At 63.0% G+C, this 13,682-nt stretch carries 14 protein-coding genes; 7 read left to right on the forward strand and 7 right to left on the reverse strand.

Going from position 1 to position 13,682, the window contains the following annotated elements; translation table 11 throughout:
• Nucleotides 1-2 precede the first annotated feature (2 nt).
• The 7 genes from AACU78_RS27665 to AACU78_RS27695 all read right to left on the reverse strand — a co-directional run bounded on the left by AACU78_RS27665 (nt 3) and on the right by AACU78_RS27695 (nt 6,354).
• Nucleotides 3-884: a branched-chain amino acid ABC transporter permease gene (locus tag AACU78_RS27665; protein WP_106578780.1), complete on the reverse strand. Its 882-nt coding sequence runs from the start codon at nt 882-884 to the stop codon at nt 3-5.
• Nucleotides 884-1,654, reverse strand: a complete 771-nt coding sequence (locus AACU78_RS27670; RefSeq protein ID WP_106578781.1) for an ABC transporter ATP-binding protein — start codon at nt 1,652-1,654, stop codon at nt 884-886. The genes AACU78_RS27665 and AACU78_RS27670 overlap by 1 nt, the downstream gene beginning before the upstream one ends.
• A complete protein-coding gene (locus AACU78_RS27675; RefSeq protein WP_106578782.1) occupies nt 1,651-2,553 on the reverse strand; it encodes an AMP-binding protein in 903 nt (300 codons plus the stop codon). The genes AACU78_RS27670 and AACU78_RS27675 overlap by 4 nt, the downstream gene beginning before the upstream one ends.
• 132 nt (nt 2,554-2,685) lie before the next feature.
• Entirely contained in the window at nt 2,686-4,101 is a 1,416-nt protein-coding gene (locus tag AACU78_RS27680) for an LLM class flavin-dependent oxidoreductase (RefSeq protein WP_106578784.1), read from the reverse strand.
• Entirely contained in the window at nt 4,101-4,427 is a 327-nt protein-coding gene (locus AACU78_RS27685) for an acyl-CoA dehydrogenase (RefSeq protein ID WP_106578785.1), read from the reverse strand. The genes AACU78_RS27680 and AACU78_RS27685 overlap by 1 nt, the downstream gene beginning before the upstream one ends.
• 12 nt (nt 4,428-4,439) lie before the next feature.
• Complete coding sequence (locus AACU78_RS27690; protein ID WP_106578786.1) at nt 4,440-5,636, reverse strand: SfnB family sulfur acquisition oxidoreductase; 1,197 nt, start codon at nt 5,634-5,636, stop codon at nt 4,440-4,442.
• A 154-nt stretch (nt 5,637-5,790) separates the two neighbouring features.
• Nucleotides 5,791-6,354, reverse strand: coding sequence for a helix-turn-helix domain-containing protein (locus tag AACU78_RS27695; RefSeq protein WP_106578787.1), 564 nt, complete (start codon nt 6,352-6,354; stop codon nt 5,791-5,793).
• A 92-nt stretch (nt 6,355-6,446) separates the two neighbouring features.
• Here AACU78_RS27695 and AACU78_RS27700 point away from each other — a divergent pair, with 92 nt between their 5' ends.
• From AACU78_RS27700 to AACU78_RS27730, 7 genes are all read left to right on the forward strand, one after another.
• A complete protein-coding gene (locus AACU78_RS27700) occupies nt 6,447-7,376 on the forward strand; it encodes a DMT family transporter (protein ID WP_106578788.1) in 930 nt (309 codons plus the stop codon).
• Nucleotides 7,377-7,587: 211 nt separating this feature from the next.
• Complete coding sequence (locus AACU78_RS27705; protein ID WP_106578789.1) at nt 7,588-10,512, forward strand: monovalent cation/H+ antiporter subunit A; 2,925 nt, start codon at nt 7,588-7,590, stop codon at nt 10,510-10,512.
• Nucleotides 10,512-10,856 (forward strand): Na+/H+ antiporter subunit C, encoded by a 345-nt coding sequence (locus AACU78_RS27710; RefSeq protein WP_007986256.1) that lies wholly within the window; start codon nt 10,512-10,514, stop codon nt 10,854-10,856. Before AACU78_RS27705 ends, AACU78_RS27710 begins: the two co-directional genes overlap by 1 nt.
• Nucleotides 10,853-12,535 (forward strand): monovalent cation/H+ antiporter subunit D, encoded by a 1,683-nt coding sequence (locus AACU78_RS27715; protein WP_106578790.1) that lies wholly within the window; start codon nt 10,853-10,855, stop codon nt 12,533-12,535. The genes AACU78_RS27710 and AACU78_RS27715 overlap by 4 nt, the downstream gene beginning before the upstream one ends.
• Nucleotides 12,532-13,020: a Na+/H+ antiporter subunit E gene (locus AACU78_RS27720; protein ID WP_106578791.1), complete on the forward strand. Its 489-nt coding sequence runs from the start codon at nt 12,532-12,534 to the stop codon at nt 13,018-13,020. Before AACU78_RS27715 ends, AACU78_RS27720 begins: the two co-directional genes overlap by 4 nt.
• Nucleotides 13,017-13,295, forward strand: coding sequence for a K+/H+ antiporter subunit F (locus AACU78_RS27725; RefSeq protein WP_106578792.1), 279 nt, complete (start codon nt 13,017-13,019; stop codon nt 13,293-13,295). The genes AACU78_RS27720 and AACU78_RS27725 overlap by 4 nt, the downstream gene beginning before the upstream one ends.
• Nucleotides 13,292-13,630 (forward strand): Na+/H+ antiporter subunit G, encoded by a 339-nt coding sequence (locus AACU78_RS27730; protein WP_106578793.1) that lies wholly within the window; start codon nt 13,292-13,294, stop codon nt 13,628-13,630. Before AACU78_RS27725 ends, AACU78_RS27730 begins: the two co-directional genes overlap by 4 nt.
• Nucleotides 13,631-13,682: the final 52 nt, after the last annotated feature.

The following is a 13,682-nucleotide window of genomic DNA, read 5'->3' on the forward strand; positions in this document are numbered from 1 at the left end:
GTTCAGACTCGCTCGATGGCGCGCTCGCCGAACAGGCCGGCGGGGCGGATATACAGGAAGGCCAGGGCCAGTACGTAGGCGAACCACGGCGTGATACCGCCGCCGATCAGTGGGCCGATGTACACCTCGGCCAGGTTTTCCGCCGCGCCGACAATCAGCCCGCCGACAATCGCCCCGCCAATCGAGGTGAAGCCGCCGATGATCAATACCGGCAAGGCCTTGAGCACCACCAGCGACAACGAAAACTGCACACCCTGGCGCGCGCCCCACAACAGCCCCGCCACCAGCCCGACCACGCCGGCCACGGCCCAGACGATCTGCCAGATACGGTTGAGGTTGATGCCGATGGACAGCGCCGCCGTGGTGTCATCCGCCACCGCGCGCAACGACACGCCGATGCGGGTCGTGTTGAACAGCAGCGCCAGTACCGTCACCAGCACCACGGCGGCCGCGGCGGCGATAAGGTCGAACTGACTGAGCATCAGCGGCCCGACAAACAGCGGCACGTCGTCGATGCCCAAATCCAGCGCGCGCACCTGCGAGCCCATCAAGCCCTGGGCCAGGCCTTCGATAATGAACGACAGGCCCAACGTGGCCATGAACAGGGTGATCTGCGAACGGTTAACTAACGGGCGCAATACCAGCCGCTCGATCAGCAAGGCGCCGACGATCATCACGATCACCGTCAGCAACACGGCCAGGGCAAACGGCACGCCCTGGTCATGCAGGCTGACAAAGGTCAGCGCGGCAAACAGCAGCATCGAGCCTTGGGCGAAGTTGAATACGCCGCTGGCCTTGTAGATCAGCACGAAGCCGATGGCGACCAGCGAGTACAGGGTGCCGGCGAGCAAGCCGCCGAGCAGGGTTTCGAAAAAGAATGTCATCAGTGTGCGACTCCCAGGTAGGCGCTGATCACCTCGGGGTTGGCCTGTACCTCGGCGGGCGTGCCGTCGCCGACCTTGCGCCCGTAGTCGAGCACCACCACATGGTCGGACAGGCCCATGACCACGCCCATGTCGTGCTCGATCAACACCACGGTGGTGCCCAGGTCGCGGTTCACGTCGGCGACGAAGCGCGCCATTTCCTGTTTTTCTTCGGCGTTCATCCCGGCCATGGGTTCGTCGAGCAGCAACAGGCTCGGGCCTGCGATTAACGCGCGGCCCAACTCCACGCGCTTTTGCAGGCCGTAGGACAGGTTGCCCACCAGCACGTCGCGGTGGGCTTGCAACTCAAGGAATTCAAGGATGCCCTGGGCACGCAGGCGAAAGGCCTCGGCCTCACGACGGGCGCGCGGCAAGCCCAAGGCCTGTTCGATAAAGGTGCTGCGCATATGCCGCGACAGGCCGGTGAGGATGTTGTCGAGCACGCTCATCTTTTTGAACAGCGCGTTGTTCTGGAAGGTACGGCCAATGCCTCGACGCGCCGCGCCCAATGGATCGATGCGGTGGAAGTGTTGTTGCTCGAAGACGATCTCGCCGGCGTCAAAGCGGTACACACCGTTAAGCACATTGAGCAACGAACTCTTGCCGGCGCCATTTGGCCCGATCAGCGCGCAAATCTCGCCGCGCTGGACGTCAAACGACAAGGCATTGATCGCCTTGACGCCCTTGAACGACAACGAAATGTCGCGCACCTGGAGAATGGCCTGGCTCATGCGATGTCCCGTTTGAATTCGGCCAGCCATGTCGGCTCGGCCTTGGATTTGAGCGGTTGCCAGATGTAGGACAGACGCTGAAAGCCCAGCAGCCTGCGCACACGATTTTTCAGCAACCGGCGCAGGCCACTTTGCGGGTGGGCGATGGCCCAGTCGCACAGGCGTCGGCGCCAGGTACCGTGGGGCGCCAGGCGGCTTTCGATGTCGTCGGCCAGGTGGTGCAAACGCTCAGGTGATAACAGCAGGCCGGTCGGCGCGACTTCACTGCGATCGCGGCGGGCCGAGGCGAGGTTTTCCGGAAAGGCGAGGCCATGGCCGCTGTTGAGCCACTGCTCCAGCACCACGGCCAACCCGCCCTGCCAGTGAGTGCCCTCCTCGCTCCACAACGCGCTTTCGCCGGTGGGTTGCCACCAGCGCTGCAAGTGCTGCGCCGGGTCCAGCGGGCCGAGCAACTGGGCAAAATCCAGTCGGTTGGCAGACGCCCAGTGCCGCACTTGCCGGCGGTCCTGCACATACGAATGGGTCGGGCGAATACGCCACAGCTGTTGGTACAGGACTTCGGGCTCGAGGTCATCGGCCAGGGTCACCACCTGCCCGCCGACCGATTGCGCAGCCAACGCCAACAACAGCAGGTTCGGCTCGAACGCGCCGCTGAGGGCCAGCCGCGACTGCTCGCCAAAGCCTTGCTGGCGCAACCCATCGGCCAGGCGCTCGACGTCGCGCAAGGCGTCAATCCACCGCCAGGCATACCACTGGCCCTGGCGCTTGTGGCGCAGGGCCGTCTGCAACGGCGTGATTTGCGCCCAGTGGTGCAGGTGTTCCAAAGGCTCGCACAGGTTGCCGAGCAGTTCGGCGGGCCATTCCAGGGCCAGCGGACGTTTGAGTTCGTGCACGCTCATAGGGGTGATGCTCCTATTAAAGGGGTGTGCGTGCGGTGGTCCGCTGGCTGGGATTGATCAAACAATCGAGGTCACATGTGGGAGCAGCCTTGCTCGCGAAAGCGCTGGTTCAGTCAACATGTATGTTGAATGTCAGTCCGCATTCGCGAGCAAGCCCGCTCCCACCTTGGTTTTGTATGAACCCGATAAGTCGCGGTAACCGGCGCCCGGATGATTCGCCCCCAGCCGCGCGCCGTCGCCGAACAGCTTCTCGCGCAAGGTGCCCTGGGCGTATTCGGTCTTGTACACGCCGCGCTTTTGCAGCTCCGGCACCAACAGGTCCACAGCGTCGATAAAGGTTTCGTGGGTCAGCGCATAGGCCAGATTGAAACCGTCCACGTCAGTCTCCTCGACCCATTCCTGCAGCAGGTCGGCCACGGTTTCAGGGCCACCGACAAACAACGGGCCAAAGCCGCCGATGCCAACCCAGTCGGCCAGTTCGTTGGGCGTCCAGACTTTGTTCGGGTCTGCGGTGGAGAAGGCCTCCACCGCCGACTGGATAGCGTTGGTGTGCACGTGCTTGAGCGGTTCATCGGGTTTGAACTGGCTGAAGTCGATACCGGTCCAGCCAGAAATCAATGCCATTGCGCCTTCGTAGCTGACGTAGGATTTGTACTCGTCAAACTTGGCCTTGGCCTTGGCGTCGGTCTCGCCGACGATCACCGTCTGCAAGTTGAAAATCAGGATTTTCTTCGGGTCGCGCCCGGCTTCTGCGGCACGGCGGCGGATATCGGCCACGGTCTTTTTCAGCAATACCTTGGACGGCGCCGCGACAAACACACACTCGGCCTGCTCGGCGGCGAACTGCTTGCCACGGCTGGACGCACCGGCCTGGTACAGCACCGGCGTGCGCTGCGGCGACGGCTCACACAGATGAATACCGGGCACCTGGAAGTGTTTGCCGACGTGGCGGATTTCGTGGATTTTGCTCGGGTCGCTGAAAATCCGGCGCTCGCGATCACGCAGGACCGCGCCCTCTTCCCAGCTGCCTTCCCAGAGCTTGTAGCAAACCTCCAGGTATTCCTCGGCGTAGTCATAGCGCGCGTCGTGTTCGGTCTGGGCTTTCTGGCCGAGGTTCTTGGCGCCGCTTTCCAGGTACGAGGTGACGATGTTCCAGCCCACGCGGCCCTTGGTCAGGTGATCGAGGGTGGATAGCCTTCGGGCAAACGGGTACGGGTGCTCGAACGACAACGAGGCGGTCAGGCCGAAACCCAGATGCTCGGTGACCAGTGCCATCGGCGTGATCAACGACAGCGGGTCATTGACGGGCACCTGCGCCGCCTGGCGAATCGCCGCATCACCGTTGCCGTTGTACACGTCGTAAATACCCAGCACGTCGGCGATAAACAGCCCGTCGAATTTGCCGCGCTCAAGGATTTTGGCCAGGTCGGTCCAGTATTCCAGGTCTTTGTACTGCCACGAACGGTCACGCGGGTGCGCCCACAGGCCGGGCGACTGGTGGCCGACGCAGTTCATGTCGAAGGCATTCAAGCGGATTTCACGGGACATCAAAGCGCTCCGTTGAGGTGGTAGTTGCCGACAATCTGGTATTTCGTGCGCAACGGATCATCAAGGCTGGGCGGCAGCGCGGTGCGCTGGCCGGTGAGTTCGAACTCGGCATTGCTGGCGAAAATCAGCGCTTCGGCGGCGGCGATCTGCGCTTCGGTGAGGGCCACCGGGCTTGGGTCGGTGGCGGCGCGCTCAAGCAAGGCGGCGGCCACATCGACGCGGATCTGCCAATCGCCGAAGCGGCTGATCACGTAGGGGTCATCGCTTCGCTCAACCGTACGGCGGGTACTTTCCAGCAATTGGCGCGCGTAATTCAGTGCGGTCATGGGTCAGGTTCCTCAGTTCCAGGCGTGGCGGGCGGGCTTCACGCCGTTGAGCACGAAGTTGCCGATCAGGTGATATTTCCAGCGGGCCGGGTCGTGCAGGGTGTGGGTGCGCGCATTGCGCCAGAAGCGGTCGAGGTTGTGCTTGGCGGTCACCGAACGAGTGCCGGCGAGTTCGAAGAGTTTGCTGCTGGCGAGCAAGGCTGTTTCGGCCGACAGCACTTTGGCCTGGGCGACGACCAGCGAGGCGTGGGCCACGGTGTCTTCGTTCGGCTCGGCCAGGGCCAGGTCGACCGCTTTGCCGGCTTTAGCGAGGATGGCTTCGGTGCCGTGCACGCGCCATTGCAGGTCACCGATGGCGGCGATGGTGAAGGGGTCTTGCCAACCATGCTCTTGTTGGCTGTCAATCCAGGGGCGTGCCTGGCGGGCGTGGATTTTGGCGTGCTCAAGCGCGCCAAGCGCGATGCCGGTGTCGACGGCGGCCTGGATGATCTGCGAGATCGGGCCATTGGCGGTGGGTTGGTCAAAGGCCAGGTGAGCCGGGATCACTGCGGTGCGCGGCACGGTCACACCGTCGAGTGTCACCGCGCCGCTGGCGGTGGTGCGCTGGCCAAAGCCGTCCCAGCTGTCAATGACCGTGAGGCCCGGCGCATCGCGCTCAACGAAGGCGATATAGGCCTGGCCGTTTTCATTGTTGCCGACGGTGGGCACGATATGCGCGAACAGCGCGCCGGTGCAGTAGAACTTCTCGCCGTTGATGTGTGCGGTGTCGTGCTCAAAACGAATCTGGGTATCAAACGTGCCGGCGTTTTTGCTTTTGGCTTCGGAGAAGGCATTGCCGAACCGATAGCCCGCCAGGACCTTGCCGAAGTAGTGGCGCTTTTGTTCCTCTGTGGCGGTTTGCAGCAGAATGTCCACCACGCCCAAATGGTTCTGCGGGATTTGCCCCAGCGATGGGTCGGCGGCGGAGATCAACTTGATCACCTCGGCCACCGTCACATAAGACACCTCGGCGCCGCCATAGGCTTTAGGAATGGTGATGCCCCACAAACCGCTGGCAGAAAACTCGTCAAGTTCGGCCACAGGCAAGCGCCGCTCGCGGTCGCGTGCGCTGGCGTCGACGGCAAAGCGTGCGGCCAGGCGCGTGGCGACCTCGATGGCTTCGGCGTCCGAGCGGATGATATGGGCAGGTTGTTGAGGGTGGGCTGACATGGCCGACTCCAGGCTCCGGTGAGATGACCTGGGTGATTGCAGGAGTCGTGCCTGAATGTAATCGCCAATAAAATCAGGGTGTTGCGGCTAAAATCTTTAAAGACCTGCGTGTGCAGGCGAGCAAAGTGTCCATCCACTGTTGCCTGGCAGACAGTTAGATCACCACGTTGCGCACAAAGCGCACCGCCACCTCACCATCATTGCGATAGCCGTGGGCCTGGCGGCTGGCGAACATGAAGAACTCACCGGTGGCCACGTGTTTTTCTTCGTCATCGAGGATCAGGGTCAGACGGCCTTCGAACACAAACAGCTGCACGCTCCAGCCTTCCGGGTCGGGTTCCGGGCTGTAACGGTCGCCCGGTTCCAGGCGCATCTCCCACAACTCCACTTCGCGCCGGGCAGTGGCCTTGGCCAGCAATACGGCTTTACTGCCGGGAATGTCGCCGGCCCACGCCAGCTCGTTGATGCGGCTGTGATCGCCGGCATCCGGCGCCTGGATCAAGTCGCTGAAGGCTACATCCAGGGCCTCGGCGACGCGATCCAGGGTGGACAGGCTGACATTCTTCTCGCCCGCCTCGATGGCCACCAGCATGCGCCGGCTGACGCCGGACTTTTCCGATAGCGCGGTCTGGCTCATGTCGGCAGCATGCCGCAGACGACGCACGTTCTGGCTGACGTGTTGCAGGACCGACGCCCGATGTGGATTTTCTTTGTGCACTATATTGCTCAATAGGTAGGTGTGCGCAGTATACTGCCCAGCGTGCGGCGCATTGTGCGGTCCGTGCCTTTCCCTTGCAAGACCGAGCCGCCATGACCGCCCCGACCCCCTCCTCACGCTTCAACCGTTTCAGCAAAGCCGAATGCATTCTCGTGGTGATCACCATGATCTGGGGCGGCACCTTTTTGCTCGTGCAACATGCGATGACGGTCAGCGGGCCGATGTTTTTCGTGGGTCTGCGGTTTGCCGCAGCAGCCATCGTGGTGGGGTTCTTTTCGTTGCGCACCCTGCGCGGCCTGACCTTGTTCGAATTGAAAGCCGGCGCCTTCATCGGCACTTCGATCATGTTCGGCTACGGCATGCAGACCATCGGGCTGCAGACTATTCCGAGCAGTCAGTCGGCGTTCATCACGGCGCTGTATGTGCCGTTCGTGCCGCTGCTGCAGTGGTTGGTGCTGGGTCGCCGCCCAGGGCTGATGCCGGCCATCGGCATCATGCTGGCGTTTACCGGCTTGATGTTGCTCACCGGCCCGGCAGGCGCGTCGCTGAACTTCAGCCCCGGCGAAATCGCCACGCTGATCTGTGCAGTGGCGGTGGCCGCCGAAATTATTCTGATCAGCGCGTTTGCCGGGCAGGTGGATGTACGCCGGGTGACCGTGGTGCAACTGGCCACGGCGTCGTTATTGTCGTTTCTGATGGTGGTACCGATGGGGGAACGCTTGCCAGGGTTTTCCTGGTTGCTGGTATTCAGCGCGGTGGGCCTCGGCTTGACCAGCGCGGTGATCCAGGTCGCGATGAACTGGGCGCAGCAGAGTGTCTCGCCGACACGCGCCACCTTGATCTACGCCGGTGAACCGGTGTGGGCCGGCGTGATCGGGCGAATGGCCGGTGAGCGCTTCCCGCCGATCGCGATGGTGGGGGCGGCGTTGATTGTGGCGGCAGTGATTGTGAGTGAGCTGAGGACTAAAGGGCAGAAGGCCATCGACCTGCAGGATGAAAGGGAACAGGAACAGCAGGGCTAGGGTCTGACCGCTTGCACTGGCTGTCAGATCGCCATCGCGGGCAAGCCCGGCGCCCACAGGGGGCCGTGGTGAGGGCTGCAACGGAGCCAGCCGAAACAATGCTAAACGGGGGTTTTCAGCCTACCTTGTAGGATCCTGCCACATCTTGGCGTTTGGTGATCGAGAAAGCGGCACGTATGATGCATCCCAAACTCCCGCAGATTAGAAGCCTATGTCCCTGATAGTTCTACTGCTTCTGCCGTTTATTGGCAGCTGTCTGGCGGCCTTGCTGCCGCACAATGCACGTAACACCGAATCCCTGTTGGCTGGCCTCGTGGCCCTGGTCGGCACCATTCAAGTCGCCCTGCTCTACCCTCAGATCGCCCACGGTGGCGTGATCCGCGAAGAATTCATGTGGTTGCCCAGCCTTGGGTTGAACTTCGTGCTGCGCATGGATGGGTTCGCCTGGCTGTTCTCGATGCTGGTGCTGGGCATCGGCTCGCTGGTGTCGCTGTATGCGCGCTACTACATGTCGCCGGACGACCCGGTGCCGCGCTTCTTCGCGTTTTTCCTGGCCTTCATGGGCGCCATGCTCGGGCTGGTGATTTCCGGCAACCTGATCCAGATCGTGTTCTTCTGGGAACTGACCAGCCTGTTCTCGTTCCTGTTGATCGGCTATTGGCACCACCGCGCCGATGCCAGGCGCGGTGCCTATATGGCGCTGATGGTCACCGGCGCGGGCGGCCTGTGCCTGTTGGCCGGCGTGATGCTGCTGGGGCATATCGTCGGCAGCTATGACCTGGACCAGGTGCTGGCGGCGGGCGATCAGATTCGCGCGCACTCGCTGTACCCGGTCATGCTCGCCTTGGTGCTGATCGGCGCCCTGAGCAAAAGCGCACAGTTCCCCTTCCACTTCTGGCTGCCCCACGCGATGGCGGCACCGACGCCGGTTTCGGCCTACCTGCATTCGGCGACGATGGTGAAGGCCGGCGTGTTCCTGCTGGCCCGCCTGTGGCCGTCGCTGTCCGGCAGCGAAGAATGGTTCTGGATCGTCGGCGGTGCCGGCGCCATCACCCTCCTCCTCGGCGCTTACTGCGCCATGTTTCAAAACGATCTCAAGGGCCTGCTGGCCTACTCCACCATCAGCCACCTCGGGCTGATCACCCTGCTGCTGGGCCTCAACAGCCCGTTGGCCGCCGTCGCTGCGGTGTTCCATATCCTCAACCACGCCACCTTCAAGGCCTCGCTGTTCATGGCCGCGGGCATCATTGACCACGAAAGCGGCACCCGCGATATTCGCAAGCTCAGCGGTCTGGTGCGCCTGATCCCGTTTACCGCGACCCTGGCGATGGTAGCCAGCGCGTCGATGGCCGGGGTGCCGTTGCTCAATGGCTTCCTGTCCAAAGAGATGTTCTTCGCTGAAACGGTATTTATCTCGGCGACCGCCTGGGTGGAAATCGCCCTGCCGATGATTGCAACCATCGCCGGCACCTTCAGCGTCGCCTATGCGCTGCGCTTTACCGTCGATGTGTTCTTCGGCCCGCCCGCAACCGACCTGCCGCACACGCCCCACGAACCGCCGCGCTGGATGCGCGCGCCGGTAGAACTGCTGGTGTTCACCTGTCTGCTGGTGGGCATCTTCCCGGCCCAGGTGGTCGGCTCGATCCTCGCCGCTGCCGCACTGCCGGTGGTCGGTGGAGTACTGCCCGAGTACAGCCTGGCGATCTGGCACGGCTGGAACGCGCCGATGATCATGAGCCTGGTGGCGATGTCCGGCGGCGTGGTGCTCTACCTGCTGCTGCGCAAACAGCTCAAGCGGGGCCGCTTCAAGTACCCGCCGGTCATCAGCTACTTCAACGGCAAGCGCATGTTCGAACGCAGCCTGGTGGTGATGATGCGCGGTGTGCGCCGGATCGAAAAACGCATCAGCACCAAACGCCTGCAGACCCAGCTGTTCCTGCTGGTGATGGCAGCGGTGATTGCAGGTTTGATCCCGATGCTCAACAGCGGCCTCAGTTGGGGCGACCGGCCGAAAATCCCGGGATCCATTGTGTTTGTGACCCTGTGGCTACTGGCGATTGCCTGCGCCCTCGGCGCCGCCTGGCAAGCCAAATATCACCGGCTGGCGGCCCTGACCATGGTCAGCGTGTGCGGCTTGATGACCTGCATCACCTTCGTGTGGTTCTCGGCGCCGGACCTGGCGTTGACGCAATTGGTCGTCGAAGTGGTAACCACCGTGCTTATCCTGCTGGGCCTGCGCTGGCTGCCACGGCGGATCGAAGAAGTGTCGCCACTGCCCAGCTCGCTGCGCAAGGCGCGCATTCGCCGCCTGCGTGACTTCCTGCTGTCCACCGTGGTGGGCGGCGGCATGGCGCTGCTGTCTTATGCGATGCTGACCCGCCAGACCCCTAACGACATCTCCTCGTTCTACCTCAGCCGCGCCCTGCCCGAAGGCGGCGGCAGCAACGTCGTGAACGTGATGCTGGTCGACTTCCGTGGCTTCGACACCCTCGGCGAAATTACCGTGCTCGGCGCCGTGGCGCTGACGGTATATGCCCTGCTGCGGCGCTTCCGCCCGTCCAAAGAAAGCATGCAACTGCCCGCGCAACAGCGCCAGTTGGCGCCGGACGTGGCCACCGACCTGGTCAACCCGCGCCAGGCCAGTGACACCGCGCTGGGCTTCATGATGGTGCCTGCGGTGCTGGTGCGCCTGCTGCTGCCGATTGCGCTGGTGGTGTCGTTCTACCTGTTCATGCGCGGTCATAACCAGCCGGGCGGCGGCTTTGTCGCAGGCCTGGTGATGTCGGTAGCGTTCATCCTGCAATACATGGTTGCCGGTACGCAGTGGGTTGAGGCGCAGATGAGCCTGCGGCCAATGCGCTGGATGGGTTTTGGCCTGCTTTCGGCCACCCTGACCGGGCTCGGCGCACTGTTTGCCGGTTACCCGTTCCTCACCACCCATACCTGGCATTTCAGCGTGCCCGTGCTCGGCGATATCCATATCGCCAGCGCGCTGTTCTTCGACGTCGGCGTGTACGCCATGGTCGTCGGTTCCACGCTGCTGATGCTCACCGCCCTCGGCCACCAGTCCGTGCGGGCCCACAAACCGAGCAACCAGGCGAAAAAAGTGGTTGCCGCAACGCAAGGAGCCGCCTGATGGAAGAAGTCATCGCAATTGCCATTGGGGTCCTGGCGGCCTCCGGCGTCTGGCTGATCCTGCGGCCACGGACGTTCCAGGTGGTGATGGGCCTGTGCCTGCTGTCGTACGGGGTCAACCTGTTCATTTTCAGCATGGGCAGCCTGTTTATCGGCAAGGAGCCGATCATCAAGGACGGCGTGCCGCAAGACTTGCTCCACTACACCGATCCCCTGCCCCAGGCGCTGGTACTGACGGCCATCGTGATCAGCTTCGCCATGACCGCGCTGTTCCTGGTGGTGCTGTTGGCCTCTCGCGGGCTGACCGGCACTGACCATGTAGACGGTCGGGAGCCCAAGGAATGACGTGGATCAATCAACTGATCGTCGCGCCGATCCTGCTGCCGTTGCTGACCGCCGCGCTGATGCTGATGCTCGGCGAAAAACGCCGCCCGCTGAAGGCAAAAATCAACCTGTTCTCCAGCGTCGTCGGCCTGGGCATCGCCGTCCTGCTGCTGTACTGGACACAACAAGGCGGCCCCGGCTCGATCGGCGTGTACCTGCCGGGCAACTGGCAGGTACCGTTCGGCATCGTGCTGGTGGTGGACCAACTGTCGGCGATGATGCTGGTGCTCACCGGGATTATCGGCGTGAGCGCGCTGCTGTTCGCCATGGCCCGTTGGGACCGCGCCGGCACCAGCTTCCACGCGCTGTTCCAGATCCAGATGATGGGCCTGTACGGCGCCTTCCTGACAGCGGACCTGTTCAACCTGTTCGTGTTCTTCGAAGTGCTGCTGGCGGCGTCCTACGGTTTGATGCTGCACGGCTCGGGCCGTGCGCGAGTGTCGTCGGGGCTGCATTACATCGCGATCAACCTGCTGGCCTCGTCGCTGTTCCTGATTGGCGCGGCGATGATCTATGGCGTCACCGGCACGCTGAACTTTGCTGACCTGGCGCTGAAAATCCCCTTGGTGCCAGAGGCCGATCGCGGCCTGTTGCATGCCGGTGCGGCGATTCTGGCAACAGCATTCCTGGCCAAAGCCGGCATGTGGCCGCTGAACTTCTGGCTGGCGCCCGCCTATTCCTCGGCCAGCGCGCCGGTGGCCGCGATGTTTGCGATCATGACCAAGGTGGGCGTGTACACCGTGCTGCGCCTGTGGACGTTGCTGTTTTCGGGGCAAGCCGGTGCTTCGGCACTGTTCGGCGGCGACTGGCTGGTGTACGGCGGCATGGCAACGATCATTTGCGCCGCATTGGCGATGGTAGCGGCGCAGCGGCTGGAACGCATGGCCAGCTTGAGCATTCTGGTGTCGGCCGGGATTCTGCTGTCGGCCGTGGGCTTTGCCCAGCCAAGCCTGACGGCCGGGGCCCTGTTCTATCTGGTCAGCTCGACGCTGGCGTTGAGCGCGCTGTTCCTGCTGGCCGAACTGATCGAGCGTTCGCGCTCGGCCAATGACCTGCCGCTGGATGAGGAAATCGACGCGCTGCCCAAGGCCATGGAATCGTTGCATCCACGGCCCGGCGTGAACCTCGACGATGAACAGAAAGCCGTGGTCGGCCAGGTGATTCCATGGACCATGGCCTTCCTCGGCTTGAGCTTTGTCGCCTGCGCATTGCTGATTATCGGCATGCCACCGCTGTCTGGCTTCATCGGCAAGCTCAGCCTGTTGAGCGCGCTGGTTAACCCGCTGGGGCTGGGAAATGCCGTGGATGAACCCATACGCCCCGCCGCCTGGGGCTTGGTGACCTTGCTGATCCTGTCGGGCCTGGCGTCGCTGATCGCCTTCGCCCGTCTGGGCATCCAGCGCTTCTGGACGCCGGAAGAACGCCCCTCGCCGCTGCTGCGCCGCTACGAGTGCCTGCCGATCTTTTTCCTGCTCGGCCTGAGCATTCTCCTGACTTTCAAAGCCGAGCCGTTGATGCGCTACACCCAGGCCACTGCCGAAAGCCTGAACAACCCGGAACACTACGTGATGGCCGTCTTGGCGACGCGCCCGGTGCCAAGCCCTGAAGCCAAGACCGCCGCCCTGGAGGTGCAGCCATGAGCCGTCTGTTCCCTGCCCCCTGGTTATCGCTGGCGTTGTGGCTGTTATGGCTGGTGCTGAACCTGTCCGTCAGCCCCGGCAACCTGCTGCTCGGCGCGTTGCTGGGCTTTCTTGCCCCGCTGCTGATGGCGCCGCTGCGCCCGTTGCCGATCCGCATCCGCCGCCCTGGGGTGATCCTGCGCCTGTTCCTGGTGGTGGGCCGCGACGTGATCATCTCTAATCTGCAAGTGGCCTGGGGTGTGCTGATCTGCGGCTCGCGTGCGCCGCGGTCGCGCTTTATCAAAATCCCGCTGGACCTGCGCGACGCCAACGGCCTGGCCGTGCTGTCGATGATCACCAGCGTCACACCCGGCACGGTCTGGTCGGAACTGGCGCTGGACCGCAGCATTCTGCTGTTGCACGTGTTCGACCTTGAGGATGAAGCGCCCTTTATCGAGCACTTCAAAACCACCTACGAGCGGCCCCTGATGGAGATCTTCGAATGAGCGCCCTGCTCTCCAACGCGATCCTGATCAGCCTGTTCCTGTTCTCGCTGGCCATGGTGCTGACACTGGCGCGCCTGTTCAAAGGCCCGTCGGCACAGGACCGGGTTCTGGCACTGGACTATCTGTACATCCTGGCGATGCTGATGATGCTGGTGCTCGGCATCCGTTACGCCAGTGACACCTACTTTGAAGCGGCGCTGCTGATTGCGCTGTTTGGCTTTGTCGGGTCGTTTGCCCTGGCGAAATTCCTGCTGCGTGGCGAGGTGATTGAATGATGCCGTTATGGGTTGAAGCCTGCGTGGCGGTATTGCTGGTGCTGAGCAGCGTATTCGCACTGATCGGCGCGATCGGTCTGCTGCGCATGAAGGACTTTTTCCAGCGCATGCACCCGCCGGCGCTGGCCTCTACGTTGGGTGCGTGGTGTGTGGCGTTGGCGTCGATCATCTACTTTTCGGTGCTCAAGTCCGCGCCGGTGCTGCACGGCTGGTTGATTCCGATTCTGCTGTCGATCACGGTGCCGGTGACCACGCTGCTGCTGGCTCGCACTGCACTGTTCCGCAAGCGCATGGCCGGGGACGATGTGCCCGCCGAGGTCAGCAGCCGCCGCTGATTTCTCAGGCGGACACAGTAAAACATGTGGGAGCGGGCTTGCCCGCTCCCAC

The organism is Pseudomonas sp. R9.37, from assembly GCF_963878885.1.
In the GTDB taxonomy this organism is placed as follows: Bacteria; Pseudomonadota; Gammaproteobacteria; order Pseudomonadales; family Pseudomonadaceae; genus Aquipseudomonas.